This is a genomic window from Bradyrhizobium sp. CCBAU 53338 (genome assembly GCF_015291665.1).
Lineage (GTDB): Bacteria > Pseudomonadota > Alphaproteobacteria > Rhizobiales > Xanthobacteraceae > Bradyrhizobium.
In genome coordinates this window covers 6,746,594-6,765,123 of the sequence record NZ_CP030048.1, presented here as the reverse complement: position 1 = coordinate 6,765,123, position 18,530 = coordinate 6,746,594, and the positions used below count along the sequence as shown (strand labels likewise).

Below are 18,530 nucleotides of genomic sequence, written 5' to 3'. Positions count from 1 at the left end.
CGGTCGGTGGCTGCCCAATCCGGCATCGGTCGCATGGCTGGTGTCCGGCGAGATGCTAGGCGGGGTCCAACGAAGCTGCTAACCATTGGCGCTTGGTTGGACCAAGAGATCACGGACCGAAGCAATGGATAACCGCAGCGACATCTGGCGTGGCATCGACACGATCAAGGGACGTTTCATCGACCTGAGCGACAAGGTCTGGGGCATGCCCGAAGTCTGCTACACCGAGGCGCGCTCCGCCGCCGAGCATCTCGCCGAATTACGCCACCAGGGCTTCCGCATCACCGAAAAGGTTGCGGGCATTCCGACCGCGGTGATGGGCGAATGGGGCGAGGGCGGTCCGGTCATCGCCTTCATGGGTGAATACGACGCGCTGCCGGGCCTCAGCCAGGAGGCGGGCGTTGCCGAGCACCGTCCGGTCGAGACCGGCGGCCACGGCCACGGTTGCGGTCACAATCTGCTCGGCTCCGCGGCGCTGCTCGCCGCAACCGCGGTCAAGGACTGGCTCGCCGAGAACAAGGTGCCCGGCCGCGTGCGCTATTACGGCTGCCCGGCGGAAGAGGGCGGCGCGGCCAAGGCCTTCATGGTGCGGTCCGGCGCTTTCGAGGACGCCGATATCGCGATCACCTGGCATCCACACAGCTTCTGGGAAGTCGCGGTGACGCCGTCGCTCGCCAACACCCGCGCCGACTTCATCTTCACCGGCCGCACCTCGCATGCGGCGGCTTCGCCCCATCTCGGCCGCTCCGCGCTCGATGCGGTGGAGTTGATGAATGTCGGCGTGAACTACATGCGAGAACACATGCCGAGCGATGCGCGCGTGCACTACGCGCTGCTCGACACGGGCGGCATCGCGCCCAACGTGGTGCAGGCCCATGCCCGCGTCCGCTATTCGATCCGCGCGCGTGATCTCCCCGGCATGAACGAGCTGGTCGGGCGTGTCAGCAAGATCGCGGAGGGCGCGGCCCTGATGACCGAGACCAAGGTCGAGATGAAGATCATCTCGGCGGTTTCCAACATCCTGCCGAACACGCCGCTGGAGCAGGCGCTGCATCGGGTCATGGAAGAGCTCGGACCGCCGCATTTCGACGATAGCGACAAGGGCTTTGCCAGCCAGATCCGCGCGACGCTGACCGACAAGGACATCGCGTCGGTCTATTACGCGATTGGGATGGAGCCGACCGATCGGCCGCTGGCAGACTTCCTGGTGCCGCTGGATGCCAAGCGCAACCCGCTGGTCGGCTCGACCGACGTGGGCGACGTGAGCTGGGTGGTCCCGACCGTGCAGGTTCACGCACCGACGGTTGCAATTGGCACGCCGTTCCACACCTGGCAGGTGGTTGCGCAGGGCAAGAGCCCGCACGCCCACAAGGCGATGGTGCAGGCGGCAAAGGCCATGGCCGGCCTCGGCATCAAGGCATTGACCGAACCGGAGCTGATCAAGGCCGCGAAGGCCGATCTCACGAAGCGGACGGCCAAGACGCCTTATGTCTGCCCGCTGCCCGACCACGTCGCGCCGCCGCTCAATATGTCCGTGGCGTAGAATTCCATCTCGATACTTCGTCTGATCTGAAGAACAAATTTTTCGCAGTGCAACTTGGTTTCCGGCGGATTTTGGCGCCGGAATGCCAAACCGTTGGGCTGCGGGACGAAGTTTTGCCCAACGGACAGCCAGAACTTCGTTTGTACACGCGCGGCCGCAGTTGACGTGCGGCCTATTCAGTGTGCCATCTACCGCCAGCCAAAACCCGGCGGCCGTCCTGCGACCGCCTGTATCCATAAGGGAACCAGACGGGGGACAACCATGCTGGACAAAGAACTGCGTTCGATGATCGGTGACGTGAAGGATGGGCGGATGGATCGCCGTGCCTTCATCAAGCGCATGGCCGCTGTCGGCCTCACTGCTCCCATGGCGAATCAGATCCTCGCCATCGGCGGCGTCGCCATGGCCCAGAGCCCGAACCCATATCCGCCGACCAAGCGCGGCGGCGGCGGTCCGCTCAAGCTACTGTGGTGGCAAGGGCCGACCTTGCTCAATCCGCATTTTGCCACCGGCACCAAGGACCAGGATGGCTCGCGCCTGTTCTACGAACCGCTCGCAAGCTGGGATGCCAACGGCAATCTCAACCCGATTCTCGCCGCCGAAATTCCGTCGGTCGCAAATGGCGGCCTGGCCGCCGATGGCAAGTCGGTCACCTGGAAGATCAAGCCGGGCGTCAAATGGCATGACGGCAAACCCCTGACCGCCGACGATTTCGTGTTCACCTGGGCGTATGCCAGCGACGCCGCCACAGCCGCCGTGTCCATCAGCACGTACGCCGACATGACGGTCGAGAAGGTAGATGGTCTCACCATCCGCATCCAGTTCAAGAATCCCACGCCGTTCTGGGCCAATGCCTTCGTGGGCGCTTACGGATGCGTGATCCCGCAACACCTGTTTGCCGAGTACAAGGGAGCGAAATCCCGCGAAGCGCCGAGCAACCTGGCGCCGGTTGGCACCGGCCCCTACAAGTTCGTCGAGTTCAAGCCGGGCGATCTGGTCCGAGGCCAGATCAATCCTGACTATCACATGCCCAACCGGCCGCATTTCGACACGATCGAGATGAAAGGCGGCGGCGATGCCGTCTCCGCAGCGCGCGCGGTGATCCAGACGGGCGAATTTGATTTTGCCTGGAACATGCAGGTCGAGGACGACGTGCTGTTGCGGCTGGAGAAGGGCGGCAAGGGCAAGACCATTTATGCCGTGGGCGGCGACATCGAGTTCATCGCGATCAACTTCACCGACCCGAACACCGAGGTCGATGGCGAGCGATCTTCGATGAAAACCAAGCATCCCCTCCTGTCCGACCCGGCCGTTCGCCAGGCGCTCGCCTTGCTCGTCGACCGTGACGCGATCAGGAAGGCGATCTACGGTCGCGCCGGCCGCGCCACGGCCAACTACCTCAATGGCCCCGAGAAATTCGTCTCCAAGAACACCTCTTGGGAGTTCAATATCGACAAGGCATCGAAGATGCTGGAGGACGCCGGCTGGAAAGCCGGTGCGGACGGCATTCGCGAAAAGGGCGGCAAGAAGCTGAAGCTCCTGTACCAGACCTCAATCAATGGTCCGCGCCAGAAGACCCAGGCCATCGTCAAGCAGGCCTGTCAGAAGGCGGGCATCGAGGTTGAGCTGAAATCGGTCGTCGCGTCGGTCTTCTTCTCTTCCGACGTCGCCAACCCCGACACCTATTCCAAGTTCTATTCCGACATCGAGGAATTCCAGATCCCGATGACCCAGCCCGATCCCGCGCTTCACATGAGGCGCTACATTTCGGCCAATGTAGCAACCAAGGAAAACAAGTGGCAGGGCCAGAATTTCCCTCGTTACGTCAACAAGGACTATGATGCGGCCATTGCCGCGGCCGAGACCGAAACCGATCCGGTCAAGCGCGCAGCGCTCTACATCAAGTGCAACGACCTGTTGTGGAAAGACACCGTGTTCATTCCGGTCCTGCACCGCTTGAAGGTGGAGGCTGCCTCCAACACGCTGCGCCCTGCCATCAGCGGCTGGGCCAACGAAACGGACAACATCCAGGACTGGTATCGGGAGGCATGAGGGACGGCCGCTAAGAGGATCCTTCCCTGATGAGTCAGTATGTCCTGCGTCGCCTGTTGATCGCGATTCCGAGTTTGCTCGGGATTTCGCTCGTGTTGTTCGTCGTGTTGGCTTTGGCCCCCGGCGATCCCTTCTCGGACCTGGCGACCAATCCGAACGTTCCGCCCGAAGTCGCTCTCGCGCTTCGGGCGAAGTTCGGCCTCGACGATCCGGTTTATCTTCGCTACCTGCACTGGCTCTCGGCCATGGCGCATGGCGATTGGGGCTTCTCCTTCGTCAGCCGGATGGATGTCGATCAACTCATCCTGCAGCGCCTGCCGACCACGCTCTACGTGATCGGCTCCGCGCAGCTTCTCGCGTTGCTAGTCGCGATTCCGGTCGGCGTCTATGCGGCGACCAAACCATATTCGCTGTTCGACCAGATCGCCAATACGCTCGCTTTCGTCGGCTTCTCGCTGCCGACCTTCTTCACGGGCATCCTGTTCATCCTGATCTTCTCGGTCAGGCTGGACTGGTTGCCCTTCGTCTATTCGACCGATATCGATGCGACCGGCATTCGCTGGGTGCTGGAGATGATCCGGCAGGCGATCATGCCGGTGATGGTGCTCGGCCTGTTCCAGGCGGCGTCCATGACCCGCTTCGTTCGCTCCGCCATGCTCGACGTGATCCGGCTCGACTACGTCACCACGGCGCGCGCCAAGGGCCTTGGACAAGCCAAGGTCATCGTCAAGCACGTGATGCGCAACGCAATGATCCCGGTTGTTACCCTGATCGCGTTGCAGATGCCCGCGGTGTTCGGCGGCGCCATCGTCACCGAGCAGATCTTTCGTATTCCCGGCATCGGATCGCTGCTCATCTCCTCAATTTTGGCCAACGATACGCCGGTGGTGATGGCCGTCACCTTCGTCTTCGCGTGCCTCGTCGTGCTGTTCAATCTCATCGCGGACGTCCTTTATGGCTGGCTTGACCCTCGCATCTCCTTCCGCTGAGCGGACCTCCGGGCGGGCCGTCTACTCGCCCTGGCGCGAAACGTGGCGGCGCTATCGCCGGCACAAGCTCGCGGTCGTGAGCGCGCTCCTGTTGCTCGTTCTCATCCTGGCGGTGGTGCTCGGTCCCTTCGTATGGCACGTCCAGATCAACGACATCGATATTACCGCGAGCCTGCAGGGACCTTCGCTCGACCATCCCTTCGGAACCGATGATCTCGGGCAGGACATTCTCGCCCGCATGATCTATGGCGGCCGCATCTCGCTCGCGGTGGGGCTCGCCGCGATGCTGGTCTCCGTGTTCGTGGGAACGCTGATTGGCGCGCTCGCCGGCATGTCGCGGGGCGCGCTGGGACACGGGCTGATGTGGCTCACCGATCTCTTCCTTTCGTTGCCGCAGCTGCCGCTGCTCCTCATGCTGATCTACCTGTTCCGCGACGGGCTGAAGGCGGTGTTCGGCCCCGAAGGCGGCATCTTCATCCTGATCGTGCTCGTGATCGGCGGCCTGCGCTGGATGCCCGTGGCGCGCCTCGTGCGCGCGCAGTTCCTGTCGATCCGCGAGAAGGAATTCGTCGAGGCCGCGCGCGCGCTTGGTGCGAGCCCGGTGCGGCAGGTGGTGCGTCACATTCTGCCCAATGCCGTCGGTCCCGTGATCATCGCCGGCACCATCGACGTCGCAGCCGCCATCATCGCGGAATCGACGCTGTCCTTCCTCGGTCTCGGCTTTCCGCCTGACACCCCGACCTGGGGACGGTTGCTGTTCGACGCCAAGGACTTCCTCGACATCGGCCCGCACTGGGCGCTGTTTCCCGGCGGGGCGATCTTCATCGCGGTGGTCGCCATCAACTTCATCGGCGACGGTCTGCGTGACGCGCTCGATGCGCGACGGGTGATTTGATGGCGCCGCTGCTCGAGATCAAGGGTCTCAAGACTCACTTCTCCACCGACGACGGCATCCTCCAGGCCGTCGACGGCGTCGACATCACCATCAACAAGGGCGAGACGCTCTGCGTCGTCGGCGAATCCGGCTGCGGCAAGACCGTTACCGCGATGTCGATCCTGAAGCTGATCGCGATGCCGCCGGGCCGCATCGCGGCCGGCGAGATCATCTTCGAGGGCCGCGATCTGGTGCCGCTGACGAGCAACCAGCTCGACGACATCAGGGCCAAAGAGATCGGCTTCATCTTCCAGGAGCCGATGACCTCGCTCAATCCGGTGCTGACGGTCGGCGAGCAGATCGCCGAGAGCCTGCGCCGGCACGAGGCCGTGACCAAGAAGCAGGCGCTCGCGCGCACCATCGAGATGCTGAAGCTTGTCCAGATCCCCAATGCGGAAGGCCGCGTGCACAATTATCCGCACCAGTTTTCCGGCGGCATGCGCCAGCGCGTGATGATCGCGATGGCGCTCGCCTGCAAGCCCAAGCTCATCATTGCCGACGAGCCGACCACCGCGCTCGACGTCACCATCCAGGCGCAGATTCTCGATTTGCTCCAGGACATGAAGGAACGCTTCGGCATGGCGGTGATGCTGATCACCCATGCCATGGGCGTCGTCGCCGAGACGGCACAGCGCGTCGTCGTGATGTATGCCGGCAAGGTGGTGGAGGAGGCCGGTGTCGACGATCTCTTCGCCGATCCCCGCCATCCCTACACGCAGGGCCTGATCCGCTCGATCCCGCGTATCGATCTCGACAGCGAGCACAAGACGCGGCTCGAGGCGATCGGCGGCTCGGTGCCGATCCTGATCAATCCGCCGGTCGGTTGCCGCTTCGCGCCGCGCTGCAAGTTCGCCATGAACGTCTGCACCGAGAAGGAGCCGCCGTTGCGCGAGATCGCGCCGGGCCACCGCATGGCCTGCCATCTCGGCGACACACGGCTGGGAGGTGCGGCATGAGCGAGCCCCTGCTCCGCGTCAGCGGCCTGAAGAAACATTTCCCCGTGCTGGGCGGCCTGTTGTCGCGCCAGGTCGCCACCGTCTACGCGGTCGATGGCGTGTCGTTCTCGGTCAATCGCGGCGAGACGCTCGGTCTCGTCGGCGAGTCCGGTTGCGGCAAATCGACGACGGGGCGTTGCGTGCTCCGCCTGATCGAGCCGACCGACGGCGAAGTCGTGTTCGACGGCCAGGATGTCGGCAAGCTCGGCGGCACCGATCTGCGGGCGATGCGGCGGAACATGCAGCTGGTGTTCCAGGATCCGTTCGCCTCGCTCAATCCGCGCATGACTGTGGGCTCCATCCTCGGCGAGGCGTTCACCATCCACGATCTCGCCGCCAACGCCAGGGAGCGCGAGGACCGCGTCGCGGGCCTGCTCGTGAAGGTCGGCCTGAAGGCCGAGCACATGCGCCGCTATCCGCACGAATTTTCCGGCGGTCAGCGCCAGCGCATCGTGATCGCGCGTGCACTCGCGGTCGAGCCGAAATTGATCGTCTGCGACGAGCCGGTTTCCGCGCTCGACGTCTCGATCCAGGCGCAGGTCATCAACCTGCTGGAGGATCTCCAGGCCGAACTGAATCTCACCTATCTCTTCGTCGCGCACGACCTCTCGGTGGTCGAGCACATCTCGGACCGTGTCGCAGTGATGTATCTCGGCCGTATCGTCGAGTTGGCGAAGGCAAGCGACCTCTATCGCAATCCGCAGCATCCCTATACCAAGGCGCTGCTCTCCGCGGTGCCGGTGCCGGATCCCAAGCTCAAGCGTAACCGCATCCGCCTCAAGGGCGACGTGCCGAGCCCGATGAAGCCGCCGTCAGGCTGTCATTTCCATACCCGCTGCCCGATCGCGCAGCCGCGCTGCGCTGAAAGCGCGCCGGAGCTGAAGGAAGGCGCAGGCGGGCATTTCGTGGCGTGCCATCTGGCCTGAGTTGCGCGGTGCATAGGCCTCCAAGGCCTTGATCGCTCGGGACCGGCTGACGTAGGGGAACGCATGAGCCAGGTACAGGACGCTACTCTCGGCGCGGTTGATACGGCTGCGACGGATCGCGATGCGGAAGCACGACGGGCGTTGTGGGGATCGGCGCTCGGCTACGCGATGGATGGGTTCGATCTCCTTATCCTCGGCTTCATGCTGACGGCGATTTCTACAGATCTTCATCTCACCCAGCCGCAGGCGGCCTCGCTCGTAACGGGGACCCTGGTCGGCGCGGTCGTCGGCGGGCTCGTCTTCGGCATGCTGTCGGACCGGCTTGGCCGCGTGCGGGTCCTGACCTGGAGCATCGTCCTGTTCGCGGTCTTCACCGGGCTCTGCGCGCTGGCACGGGGCTATTGGGACCTCCTGGCCTGCCGGGCCATTGCCGGCATTGGTCTCGGCGGCGAGTTCGGCATCGGCATGGCGCTGGTGGCCGAGGCCTGGCCTGCGAGCAAGCGCGCGCGGGCGACGTCCTATGTCGGGCTCGGCTGGCAGTTCGGCGTGCTCACGGCGGCGCTGGTGACGCCGGCCCTGTTGCCGATCATCGGCTGGCGCGGAATGTTTGCGCTCGGGGTCTTTCCGGCGGTGATTGCCTATGCGATCCGTCGCAAGCTGCACGAACCAGACGTCTTCATCGCGTACAAGGCAAAGGCGGCGGATACCGGCTCGTCGCTTCGCGCACTCGTGGCCGATGCGGAGACCACTCGAATCGGCATCGGGATGATCATCCTCTGCTCGGTGCAGAATTTCGGCTACTACGGCATCATGATCTGGTTGCCGAACTATCTCTCGACGCGGTTCGGCTATGGCTTGACGCAATCGGCGCTCTGGACATCAGTCACCATCGCCGGCATGGCGCTTGGCATCTTCCTGTTCGGTCATGCGGCCGACCGTTTCGGTCGCCGGGCGGCGTTCCTGACCTACATGCTCGGCGCGGCCGTCATGGTGGTGGTCTATTCGCAGCTCACCAGCGCCGGTGCGCTGCTGATTGGCGGGGCCGTAATGGGCTTCTTCGTCAACGGCATGCTCGGTGGCTACGGCGCCTTGATGAGTGAGCTATATCCAACCGCGGTGCGCGCCACGGCACAGAACGTGTTCTTCAACATTGGTCGCGCGGTCGCCGGCTTCGGTCCGCTGGTCGTCGGCATCGTGAGTGCCGCTTATGGGTTTCCGACCGCGATCGCAGGTCTTGCACTGCTCTACCTGATCGACATCGTGGCGTTGCTCGTGCTGATCCCGGAGCGGCGCGGCGCCGATCTCGCCTGACGTCGAATGCGCTCATCGCGCACGAAGCAGGCCGTGACCCAAAAGGGCTTGCCTGAACGCTCTCACCGACGTGTGGTGATGCGCAAGGAGGCCGGCTTCCCTGGCGCCGGCAACATTGGCCGCGAGGTCGTCGACAAAGAGGACCGTCTCGGGACGGACCTTGAGTTCTGAAACGCAGCGGCGGTAGCAGAGCGGGTCTGGCTTCGCGGTCCTGAACTGGGCCGAGGTGTAGATCTTGGAGCCGAACAGCGGTCGTAATTCCGGCAGCAGCGTATCGATGTGATCGGCGACCAGCGTGGTATTGTTGGTCAGGACCGCAATGTCGACGGTTCGGCGCAAATCCCCGACGATCTCCAGCATGGCGCGATCGGCCTGCATCGAGCGGCGTCGCGCCTCTACCCATTCGTCGAGCGACAGCGGATAGCCGATGCGTTCGCCGAAGCCCCGCAGATAATCGTCGGCATCGAGCGTGCCGGAATCGCCGAGCAACTCGAAGCCGCTGTCCCAGATCGCCTGGTGGACAACTGCGTCCGTCGATCCGGCAAGCTCCGCCAGGCGCGCGACGCGCTTTCCCCTGTCATAGTCACAGAGGACATTGTCCATGTCGAAGAGGACGAGCTTGATCGCACCAGTCACGGCAGCACTCTCGGGTGGCCGGGACGTCCGGCCGCGATCAGAGTGATATCCGAGGTGCTGCCGGACGCAAGACTGCCTCACCCTTCCAGCGTGAACCCGACGCGCAGTGTCACCTGGTAGTGGCGCACCGTGCCGTTCTCGATGTGGCCGCGCGTCTGCACCACCTCGAACCATTTCATCTCGCGGATGGTCTTGGACGCCCTGCTGACGGCATTCTTGATGGCGTCCTCGATCGAGGTCTCGGACGATCCGACCAGTTCCAGGATCTTGTAGACGTGATCCTTCTCGGCTGTGGGCATGGTGAGCCTCCCTGGGTTGCGCGGCGGCGTCAGCCGCCGCATGGACTCTCGATTTGAACGGACGCCGGCCTTTCCGGTTCCGTCGTCCGCGATGGCCAGCATGCGCCAGCCGAGGTGGAGCATGCCCCCCTTGCCTGCTAAGCGCTATCCATGGATTCGGTGCGGCGCGACAGGACGATCGGCTTTCTCTGCCTTGGCGTGACGGCGGCCGGATGGGCGCTGAATTGGCCATTGATGAAGCTGTTGCTGCAGCAATGGCCGCCGCTGTTCGCCCGCGGTCTCGCCGGCGTCTCCGCCTCCTTCATTCTCGCCATGCTTGCGCTCAGCCGGAAGGAGCAGCTTGCCGTTCCGCGCGAGGCGATCCCGCGGCTGCTGTTTGCGACGTTGACCAACGTTTTCGCCTGGATGGGCCTCGGCACGGTCGCGATGAAATATGTCAGCGTGGGTGAGGGTGCCCTGCTCGCCTACACCATGCCGATCTGGGCCATGCTGTTCGCCTGGCCGGTGCTGCACACGCGGCCGACCGTCCGGGACATGTTTGGGCTCGTCCTCGGCGTCGCCGGGGTCGCGCTGCTGCTGAGCGGCAACGGCTTTGTCTTTGGCGCCGGCAAGCTGCTCGGCATCGGATTGGCGCTGCTCTGCGCCATCCTGTTCGCGCTCGGCAATGTGCTCAACCGCAAGCCGTTGCCGCTGCCGCCGCTTGTCGTCGTCGCCTGGCAGGTCGGGCTTGGCTGCGCCACCATGCTCGTCCTGGGCGTTCTGTTCGAGCATCCGAACGTTTCCGCGATCACGCCCCTGGGGCTCGGCTGTTTCGTCTACATGACGCTGGTACCGATGGGCGTCTGCTACGTCACCTGGTTCGAGACGCTGCGCCGCTTGCCGCCGACCTCGGCCTCGACGGGCATGCTGATCGTGCCGGTGATTGGCGTGGTCTCCGCCGCGATCATTTTGGGCGAGCCGCTGGGCTTGCGCGAATGGGCCGCGATGGCGCTCACGCTCGGCGGCGTGACGCTGGCCTTGCAGCGGGCCTAAAGCGGGATGAGGTTAGGTTGAATCGATTTGGGATTCCCAAATCAGTGTGTTTCTGATTCACCATGCTGGCTGGATAGGAGGCCAGCATGGATGGGCAAGCCTTATTCTCTGGATCTCCGTAAGCGTGTCGTGTCCGCGATTGAGGGCGGGATGTCCCGCAATCGAGCCGCCAAGCAGTTTGGGGTGGCGATCAGCACGGCCATCGGCTGGATGAAGCGGGTCGATAAGACCGGCAGCGTCGAGCCTGGCCAGATCGGTGGCTACAAGCCGAAGGCAATTTCGGGCGAGCACGCGATCTGGCTGTCGCAGCGGATCAAGGACGGCGATTTCACCATACGGGGTCTCGTCGCCGAGCTTGGCGGACGCGGCCTGAAGGTCGACTACCACTCGGTGTGGGACTTCGTGCATGCCGAGAAGCTCAGCTTCAAAAAAAAGCGTGGCGGCTGGCGAACGCGATCGACCGGAGGTCGCACGGCGGCGAGCCCAGTGGGCAAAGTATCAAGGTCGCGTCGAAGCTGAGCGGCTCGTCTTCATCGACGAGACCTGGACCAGGACCGATATGGCGCCCTTGCGGGGCTGGGCGCCGCGCGGACACAGACTTCACGCCAAGGTTCCCCACGGCCGCTGGAAGACCATGACCTTCCTGGCGGCCCTGCGCCATGACCGGATTGATGCGCCATGGTTCATCGAGGGGCCGATCGACGGCGTGAGCTTTCGCACCTATGTTGAGAAGGTTCTTCTGCCCGTTCTGCGGCCCGGCGATATCGTCATCCTGGATAACCTCGGCAGCCACCGGAGCAAAGCAGTTCGCCAGCTCATCCGTTCGGTCGGCGCCAAGCTCTTCTTCCTGCCAAAATACTCGCCCGACCTGAACCCGATCGAACAGGTCTTCGCCAAGCTCAAGCACCTCGTCCGCAAAGCTGCCGCGCGAACCGTCGACGCGGTCTGCGCCGCAATCGGCCACGCACTCGATGCCTTCAGCTCAGAGGAATGCTCCAATTACCTGAAAAACTCAGGCTATCGAACTTAATACCATCACGCTTTAGCGGCGCTATTCCGCAGCTTGTTGCAGCATCTTGGCCGGCTGTGCTGCGCGCCACAACATCTTCAGCAGCAGAGCGAGCAAGGCGATCATGGCGAGGCCGGCGATCGCGGGCGCGACATGCGGGGAGAGCTCGCCCTTCTGTCCGAACTGCGCCGCGATGCGCGCCGATTGCAGCAGCCCATAGCCGCCGGCGAGCAGGATCAGTCCATACATGACGCTGCGCTCGCGTGAGGTCGCTACCTTGCCGAGTTCGGGCAGCAGCAGCGCCAGGCCGATGCCGAGCATCGGAAGGTCGTAGTCATAGGCGTAGGGGCTGATCATCACCGATACCATGGCGGCAATGCCGAGCGCGAACTGGGCCGATATTCCGCGCGCTGCGCCGAGGAAGATTGCAAGCAGGATCGCGAGCAGGGCAATCGCCGCGATGGCGGCTTGTCCCCAGAAGGCGACGCTGGCAGGGACGCCCGCCGTATAGAGTGCGGCGTAGGCCGAGACCATGCGGAAGAGGGGATAGAAACCCTGCTCGAGATAGCTCGCCGATTCCCTGATTGCGCCGAGCCACGCAGTCCAGATTTGCCACCCGAACATCAGCGTGCAGACGAGGGAGCTCGCCAGCACCAGAGTGGCGGCGACCGCCACCGTGACCCAGCGGCGCGTTGCCAGCAGATAGACGCCGGCGGCAATCGCAAGGTGCGGCTTGATCACCATGGCGCCGAGCGCGAGACCGGCGATGATCTGCCGCCGCTCCAGATTGAGGCAGACGAGGCCAACCAATGCACCCGTCAGAAAGCCGTTCTGGCCGCAACCGATCGTGATCGCGAGCGCCGGAAAGACGATCACCAGAACCTGCGCGAAATTGTTGCGTGCAATCCTGTGCAGCGTCACGAGATAGAGCGCCAGCGTTGCGGCGGTGAACAGGAGGTAGCCGATGCCGACCGGAACGAATGCAAACGGCGCCATCACGACATCGTATTGCGGCGGATAGGTCCACGGCATGAAGCTGGTCTTGCCACCGGCGGCCGCGATCTGCATCTTCAGCAGGGCCTCGAAATGATAGACTTGCTCGAGATCGCCGAGCCAGACGTGCTGCGCGACGATGTGGAAGGCATCGAAGTCGGCGAGTTCGCGATCGGCCCAGCCGCCCCAGCGGGCGAACCAGAAGGTCTTGAAGGCGACGATCACCGCCAGCGCCGCCAGCACGAAACGCACATAGGTTCTCTGCTTCGAAGGCGAAGCCTGGAGCTGTTCCAGTGTTTCGGCGAGCATGAGACCCGGACCTCGGAATGACCGTCCGCGGCTGTTGGGCACGTCCGCAGATCCCTGCCAAATTGCCATCGGAGGTTTAAGGGACGGTAACGAATTAGGGCGGATTCGGCCGGTCTGGTTGTAGTGGGACGTAAAAGACTGTCATCGGAACCCAGAAACCTCAATCGTTTCGTAGCCGATGGGACGTAAAAGACTGTCGCGTGGGACATAAAAGACGGTCATAAAGCCCCCGATGGGACGTAAAAGAGTGTCATGGAATCGGCCGCCGACGCCGAACGCGACCGTCGGTTGCAAGCCGATGATCTGCTTTCCACTCGTTTCAGGCTGAAATCACCCGCCTCCGGCGAAGGGAGGCGGTGAAATGATAAACGGACCGGCTAGTCGGCCCGCCGATCACGCCATCATGGGGTAGTGCGACAGGTTGATGTTGACCTGGTGGTGGGCAACCCCGCCGTGGTTATCCGCGATCGCGAAGTCGAAGACCTCGTGGACCACCTGGTCGGGCGCCAGCGACGTCAGAGCCGCATCATCCACCGCATACGACCAGCCAACCGTTCCGGCGGCGCCGTTCGTCGCATCCGTCCGGATGTTTGCTCCGATGGTCCCGAGAGCATGGTCCCCGAAGTCCGTCGACAGCAGCGTCGCCGAGACGGCGTGCGTGTCATGCCAATTGGCATCGGCAAACTGGAAGTTGTCGCCGTAGGACTCGGAGGCCCCGGGCCCATGGTTCGCGTCAACCGAGACGTTGACGGTCTGGGCGGGAGCCATGACGGTCGGAGCGGAATTGACACCGGTCACGGTGAAGACCGCTCCACTTCCGGACGATCCGCCATGATTGTCGGCAACCTGGGTATAGAAGTAGTCCGTCGCGGTCTCGCCCTGGCTCAGCGCGGCGGCTTTAACGGGATCCGGGGTGTAGTCCCAGCGGAAGGAGCCTGGGGCGTACGGATTGCTGTCGGTGGGGTTCGGTTCGCTCAGGAGGGTCAACGACAGATTGCCGACTTGGCCGACTGGAGATGACGACCAGGCTGGCATATAGGTCGCGCTCAGGGTGTGTAGGTCCCCAGCGTCTCTGTCGCTCAAGTAACTAACGCCGGAAACGGGGCCCGCATCTGCCGCTATTGCGTCCGAGACGCCGTTGAGCTGCGGCGCATGATCGAGACCATTGACGATGACGGTGAACGGCTGGACCGCGGTGTGCCCTTCGCCGTCATTCGCCGTGATATCCACCTCCAGGATCGCCTTCTGATCGCGCAGCAGGAAGCCATCTGCCGCATCATCGACGTTGTACATCCAGTCGGCGAAGCCCATGCTTGGCAAGGATGCGTAAATGCTCGCCCCGCCCGTGAGCGCTGCCTGCTGCGCGTCGGTGAGCACGAGCGGCGATCCGTCGGCATTATAGGCGGCAACAACGTGGGCGCTTTCAGAGAACGAAAGTCCCTCCGCCGTCGGATGGAAGACCCGAAAGAAGGCAGCGCCGGTGATTTGTTCGTTGTACCAGCTACCGACCGTCACGGCTCCGGTTGAAGGCGAGGAGTAGTCGGCGCTAGCACTATTGAAAAGAGCGCCGCCAAGCGCGCCCGGTCCCGCACTGTCGACGTCAAAGTGCGCCTCGTTGGTAACGGTGTTGGCTCCATCCGTGATGCCATAGGAGATACTGACATGCTCCAGCCCCACGTCATTGCTCGCGGACTTCCAGAGTCGATCAGGCCCGACTGCGGCAGCGAACAGGGAGGGATCGATGTTTATGACCCCATGGTCCAACGTATAGCCGACCGGCTGACCATCCGTCGTTGAAATGTGCAGGCTAGCGGGGGCGATCGACAGCGGCCCTGATCCGAACGCGTTCTGCAACAGGTCGATCACGACGGGGCTGTTGCTTGTCGAAACCTGGCCATCATCGATCGGAGACGCCTCGATCGGGGGCGACATCTGCGGCGCAAAAGTCAGCTGCGAGACGTGATCGTAGCCGTTCGAACCGACCACGTGGACGTCGACGGTGTACGGTCGGTCCTGCAGCGCGACCGCAGGACGCAATGCAGCTGTCACCTGTCCCCATTGGTCGGTCTGCGCGTCCGAGAGCGTGAAGGCCTGGTCGTCGGCGCTTGAACCGAGGGACACCGAGTAGGACACGTCGTAATAGTCGGGGTTCACGAAGGCAACGACCGCTGCTGGCGCGGTTGAGTGCGGACTCGACCAGACGACACCGTTCAAATTGGGCTGGCTGGGGTCATACCGGGCCTCATGCATGTGCAGCGACACAGGGATCACGGACTTCGTGACCGCACCGTCGTTGGTGGTGTAGGCGCCGACCGACAGATTCAGAAGACCCGAGGCGCCAAGGGCGTTGCGGTTTACCCAAGCACCTGCCTCGAGATACAGGCTCGCGGTCCCGTCGCCGTTGGTCCGGACATCGAACATATGTGACGGGTGCCATGGATAGGAGTCGTCCAAAGCGAGGGTGGTAGTACCGGCCGTCGGCAAGCTTAACGAGCCGATGAGCGTCTCCTGCGGAGCTCCTTCCGTCGCCTCGCTCGCGGTCTGCGTGAAATTGAAGGATGACGGATCCCCACTGAGAAGGTGGGCATCCTGGACGTTGATCGGCAGCGATGAGGACGAATACTGCCAGAACGGCGTGTCTGCCGTCGGTGCGACCGGGGTCTCGAGCTGGATGTCGAAGTGCGATTGCGCCGCAAAATCCAGCGGCCTGGCGACGACGAGGTTATTGCCGTCGAACGAGAAATACCCGTTCGGGTCTGCCTGGAAATAGGGCTTGTAGGGGTCGTTCGGCAGCAGCCCATCGACATGGCCGACCACCGTTCCGACCGGCGTCAGCTCGGACAATGAGCTGTCCAGCGTCACCAGCGCATTCTGGAGGTCGCGCCCAACGTCGTGGAGGTCGACGAAGACGTTCTGCGCCGAGGTGTTGCCAAAAGCATCCGTCGCCGTGATCTGTGCCATGTACGGCGTGCCGGCGAATGCGGTGGCGAGCGCCGCGGCGGCAACCGGATCAGATACGATCCCGGTGCCGAGCTTCGCGTCGATCTGCGCATCCGTCAGGCCGCCGCCGAAGGCGTTCTCAACGGCCGTGTGCCAGGCGTCGTAGTCCAGGTGAGCCTGACCAGTCAGGTAAAGGCCCGTCCCCATGAGCGTAAAATCCGACGCCGATGGGCCGGTCAGCGAGTACGACAACGAGCCGGAATGAGCTCCATCCGTCGCGGTCACGTTACCGAGTGGCTGCCACGAGTGGTCCATCGTGCCGAATATGTCGGTGAAGACTGCCTGTTCTGTCCGAGCTCCGGTCCAGTCGGCCAGGTGAATGTCTCCAGGACCTGGCTTTGCGATGGCGACGGATGCCGTCGCATGGGTCGCTCCGGGACCATCTCCGACGTCGAAGCCGATCGAGAGATCGACGCCCTGCCCGGACTGTAGGTAGGCAAACTGCGAAGGATCGATCGTGATGATCGAGCCGCTCGTCGAGAAGGTGACGACATGGCCGTCACTTGAGGTGACCGTCGGCGCGCCGGCGAGCGCGATGACGTCGCCGTGGTCCGGATCAGTCGCCGTCGAGAGCAGATCGATCGTGATGGGCCCATCCGCCGGCGTGGCCTGCTGCGACGCGACCGGACCAACCGTCGGCAGGTCGTTGGTGCCGTTGATGGTGACGGTGACAGGCGTATCCACCTGGTGGCCGTGTCCGTCATCCAGGCGGATCGTAGCGGTGACCGTGACGGTTTCGCCCTGGCCAAGGAAGTCGAGGTCCTTGTCCGCGACATCGTAGGACCAGTAGGCCCCGCCAACGTTGCTGTTGCCCGGCCGGACCGTCTCCGTGAGGGCGTTCTCCAAGACCGCCAGCTTTGCGGGGTCGAGGTTCAATGTCTGGCCGGCGGCATCCTTGTAAACGGCGCTCTCGGAGAGGACGGTCGCGGTGGGGATGTCGGTGGTGTCGCCATCAGCGAACATGATCGCGCCGCCGGCGTGGTCAACCACCGACGATCCGGTGGTGTTGGCTGCCTCGGTGAGGCTGCCTGACGTCACCGACGACAGGATCTGCGGCGCCACGTCGGCAGGTCGGGTCAGCGTGATCGAAATGGTTGTGGGCGGGGTTGTTCCGCCGTGGCCATCGTCGAGCGTGACGGTCCATGTCTCGTGGACTGTGCTGCCGGGCGCCATGGCCGATAGCACAGAGTTGTCAGCCGAATATGTCCAGCCGACCGATCCGGCAGTTAGAGTGGGGCTGCTGTCGGCCAAGATTGCAGTCGACAGCGCGCCAAGCGGGGATGGTCCCCCGTCTGATGATACGAACGCGGCGGATACGGTGTGGTGATCGGCCTTGTGACCGTCGGTAAAGGTGATTGCGCCAGAAGCGGATTCCGAGGTGGTCTGATCGGCCATCGCGGTGACCGATCCGGCGGTCGTTCCGCCAGTGACGCTCATGGCGTTCGCCGTCCGGATGAAGGTGATCGTCTGGTATTTGGTTGAGACGAGAGAAGGGTTCTCAACGGTCTGCAGCGAAACGGCCCAAGTCTCCTTGAATGTCTGACCGTCCTGCATCCAGTCGAGCGCCGAGTCGGGCGCGCTATAGGTCAGGTTGTACGATCCGTAGGCAGAGCCGCTGTGGTCCTTGGTGATGACCGGCGTGAGCATCCCGACGGGGGCCGTTTCGCCGTTCGTTGCCGACACGAAAGCGGTTGAAATCGAGTGATGGACGTAGATGTCCTGGTCTGAGTAGGAAAGCGACGATCGGGTCGCTGTATCTGTCGCGCCAGACCCCACGTACATGGTGGGGAGCGCTGTCGTTGAAAGAAGAGTGCCAGCTGCGGTTGGCACAGTGCCGTAGACGGACGCAATGACGTTCTGGGTGATGGCGTCCCCGCGGCCGTCGCTCAAGGTGACCAGGTAGGTCGATGAATAATTGTTGTGGCCGAACGACATGCCCATCGCAGACAGGGTCGCATCCGACACCGAGTAGGTCCATGAGATCTGGCCGCCAGATCCGGTGCCCACCGTGTCTTTTGTGACCTGCGCGGTGAAGCTGCCCGGATCGACCCCTCCGAGAGCCGAGGTTGTCAGGAGCGAGGTCGCGACAACGTGGAAGTCTCCTAGATCGACGTCGGAGAACGGCAAAACTCCGGACCCGGTCTCGACGCCGGAGGACGATGCTTTCTGGTAGAGAGACGTCGAGGGTCCCGACGAGATGGAAAGCCCGCCGGCCGCTGTGGTGATGGTTATAGGGAGCCCCTGTGTCACGACGCCACCTAGACCGTCGTCGAGCGTCACGACGAAATTGTCCGTAAGTGTCGCGTGGTGGGGCGCCGAATGCAGAGCGTCTTCGTTGGTGGTGTAGGTCCAGGCCACCCCGCCGTTGCCGGTCGACGTACTGTCCGACATCGTGGCGGTCAGGGTGCCATATGTGCCTACAATCGTTACCTGCGAGCCCGATACGGACGTCGTCCCGTGACCGATAGTGAGAGAATGCTGGTCGTAGGTGTCGCTATCGGT

Annotated in this window: 13 protein-coding genes; 9 read left to right on the top strand and 4 right to left on the bottom strand. The window is 63.4% G+C overall.

Annotated elements, in window-relative coordinates:
• Positions 1-124 precede the first annotated feature (124 nt).
• The 7 genes from XH90_RS31805 (at position 125) to XH90_RS31775 (ending at position 8,750) form a co-directional block, all read left to right on the top strand.
• A complete protein-coding gene (locus tag XH90_RS31805) occupies positions 125-1,543 on the top strand; it encodes a M20 family metallopeptidase (protein WP_194478174.1) in 1,419 nt (472 codons plus the stop codon).
• 261 nt (positions 1,544-1,804) lie between these two features.
• Positions 1,805-3,595, top strand: a complete 1,791-nt coding sequence (locus XH90_RS31800) for a peptide ABC transporter substrate-binding protein (RefSeq protein ID WP_194478173.1) — start codon at positions 1,805-1,807, stop codon at positions 3,593-3,595.
• A gap of 29 nt (positions 3,596-3,624) precedes the next feature.
• Positions 3,625-4,584: an ABC transporter permease gene (locus tag XH90_RS31795; RefSeq protein WP_194478172.1), complete on the top strand. Its 960-nt coding sequence runs from the start codon at positions 3,625-3,627 to the stop codon at positions 4,582-4,584.
• On the top strand, positions 4,550-5,479 hold the full coding sequence (locus tag XH90_RS31790; protein WP_194478171.1) for an ABC transporter permease: 930 nt from the start codon (positions 4,550-4,552) through the stop codon (positions 5,477-5,479). Before XH90_RS31795 ends, XH90_RS31790 begins: the two co-directional genes overlap by 35 nt.
• Positions 5,479-6,474 carry an ABC transporter ATP-binding protein gene (locus XH90_RS31785; protein WP_194478170.1) on the top strand — a complete coding sequence of 332 codons (996 nt, stop codon included), beginning with the start codon at positions 5,479-5,481 and terminating at the stop codon, positions 6,472-6,474. The genes XH90_RS31790 and XH90_RS31785 overlap by 1 nt, the downstream gene beginning before the upstream one ends.
• Positions 6,471-7,439, top strand: a complete 969-nt coding sequence (locus XH90_RS31780; protein WP_194478169.1) for an ABC transporter ATP-binding protein — start codon at positions 6,471-6,473, stop codon at positions 7,437-7,439. Before XH90_RS31785 ends, XH90_RS31780 begins: the two co-directional genes overlap by 4 nt.
• Positions 7,440-7,502: 63 nt before the next feature.
• The gene (locus tag XH90_RS31775; RefSeq protein WP_194478168.1) at positions 7,503-8,750 is read left to right on the top strand and encodes an MFS transporter; all 1,248 of its coding nucleotides are present in this window, start codon (positions 7,503-7,505) and stop codon (positions 8,748-8,750) included.
• Positions 8,751-8,762: 12 nt separating this feature from the next.
• Here XH90_RS31775 and XH90_RS31770 read toward each other — a convergent pair whose 3' ends face one another.
• Positions 8,763-9,386, bottom strand: coding sequence for an HAD family hydrolase (locus XH90_RS31770; protein ID WP_367401189.1), 624 nt, complete (start codon positions 9,384-9,386; stop codon positions 8,763-8,765).
• Between the two features lie 77 nt (positions 9,387-9,463).
• Positions 9,464-9,685, bottom strand: coding sequence for a dodecin (locus XH90_RS31765; RefSeq protein WP_194478166.1), 222 nt, complete (start codon positions 9,683-9,685; stop codon positions 9,464-9,466).
• A 150-nt stretch (positions 9,686-9,835) separates the two neighbouring features.
• Here XH90_RS31765 and XH90_RS31760 point away from each other — a divergent pair, with 150 nt between their 5' ends.
• Together XH90_RS31760 and XH90_RS31755 are read left to right on the top strand one after the other, a co-directional pair.
• A complete protein-coding gene (locus XH90_RS31760; RefSeq protein ID WP_194478165.1) occupies positions 9,836-10,717 on the top strand; it encodes a DMT family transporter in 882 nt (293 codons plus the stop codon).
• A gap of 90 nt (positions 10,718-10,807) precedes the next feature.
• Positions 10,808-11,747 (top strand): IS630 family transposase gene (locus XH90_RS31755; protein WP_371748282.1). Its coding sequence is split into 2 segments (ribosomal slippage): positions 10,808-11,143 and positions 11,145-11,747, totalling 939 coding nucleotides; the frame shifts between segments, so codons are not numbered across the junction.
• A gap of 21 nt (positions 11,748-11,768) precedes the next feature.
• On the opposite strand, the gene XH90_RS31750 is transcribed toward XH90_RS31755, so the two are convergent.
• Both XH90_RS31750 and XH90_RS39720 read right to left on the bottom strand, forming a co-directional pair.
• The gene (locus XH90_RS31750; protein WP_194478163.1) at positions 11,769-13,028 is read right to left on the bottom strand and encodes a glycosyltransferase family 87 protein; all 1,260 of its coding nucleotides are present in this window, start codon (positions 13,026-13,028) and stop codon (positions 11,769-11,771) included.
• 393 nt (positions 13,029-13,421) lie between these two features.
• Entirely contained in the window at positions 13,422-16,991 is a 3,570-nt protein-coding gene (locus XH90_RS39720; RefSeq protein ID WP_305853191.1) for a VCBS domain-containing protein, read from the bottom strand.
• Positions 16,992-18,530 lie beyond the last annotated feature (1,539 nt).

Excerpts from the sequence above, each read along its gene's own strand:
- XH90_RS31780 (WP_194478169.1), top strand. The coding sequence starts at position 6,471 with ATGAGCGAGCCCCTGCTCCGCGTCAGCGGCCTGAAGAAACATTTCCCC.
- XH90_RS31795 (WP_194478172.1), top strand. The coding sequence starts at position 3,625 with ATGAGTCAGTATGTCCTGCGTCGCCTGTTGATCGCGATTCCGAGTTTG.
- XH90_RS31800 (WP_194478173.1), top strand. The coding sequence starts at position 1,805 with ATGCTGGACAAAGAACTGCGTTCGATGATCGGTGACGTGAAGGATGGG.
- XH90_RS31775 (WP_194478168.1), top strand. The coding sequence starts at position 7,503 with ATGAGCCAGGTACAGGACGCTACTCTCGGCGCGGTTGATACGGCTGCG.
- XH90_RS31790 (WP_194478171.1), top strand. The coding sequence starts at position 4,550 with ATGGCTGGCTTGACCCTCGCATCTCCTTCCGCTGAGCGGACCTCCGGG.
- XH90_RS31750 (WP_194478163.1), bottom strand. The coding sequence starts at position 13,028 with ATGCTCGCCGAAACACTGGAACAGCTCCAGGCTTCGCCTTCGAAGCAG.
- XH90_RS31765 (WP_194478166.1), bottom strand. The coding sequence starts at position 9,685 with ATGCCCACAGCCGAGAAGGATCACGTCTACAAGATCCTGGAACTGGTC.
- XH90_RS31785 (WP_194478170.1), top strand. The coding sequence starts at position 5,479 with ATGGCGCCGCTGCTCGAGATCAAGGGTCTCAAGACTCACTTCTCCACC.
- XH90_RS31760 (WP_194478165.1), top strand. The coding sequence starts at position 9,836 with ATGGATTCGGTGCGGCGCGACAGGACGATCGGCTTTCTCTGCCTTGGC.
- XH90_RS31805 (WP_194478174.1), top strand. The coding sequence starts at position 125 with ATGGATAACCGCAGCGACATCTGGCGTGGCATCGACACGATCAAGGGA.
- XH90_RS39720 (WP_305853191.1), bottom strand. The coding sequence starts at position 16,991 with ATGTTCGCTGATGGCGACACCACCGACATCCCCACCGCGACCGTCCTC.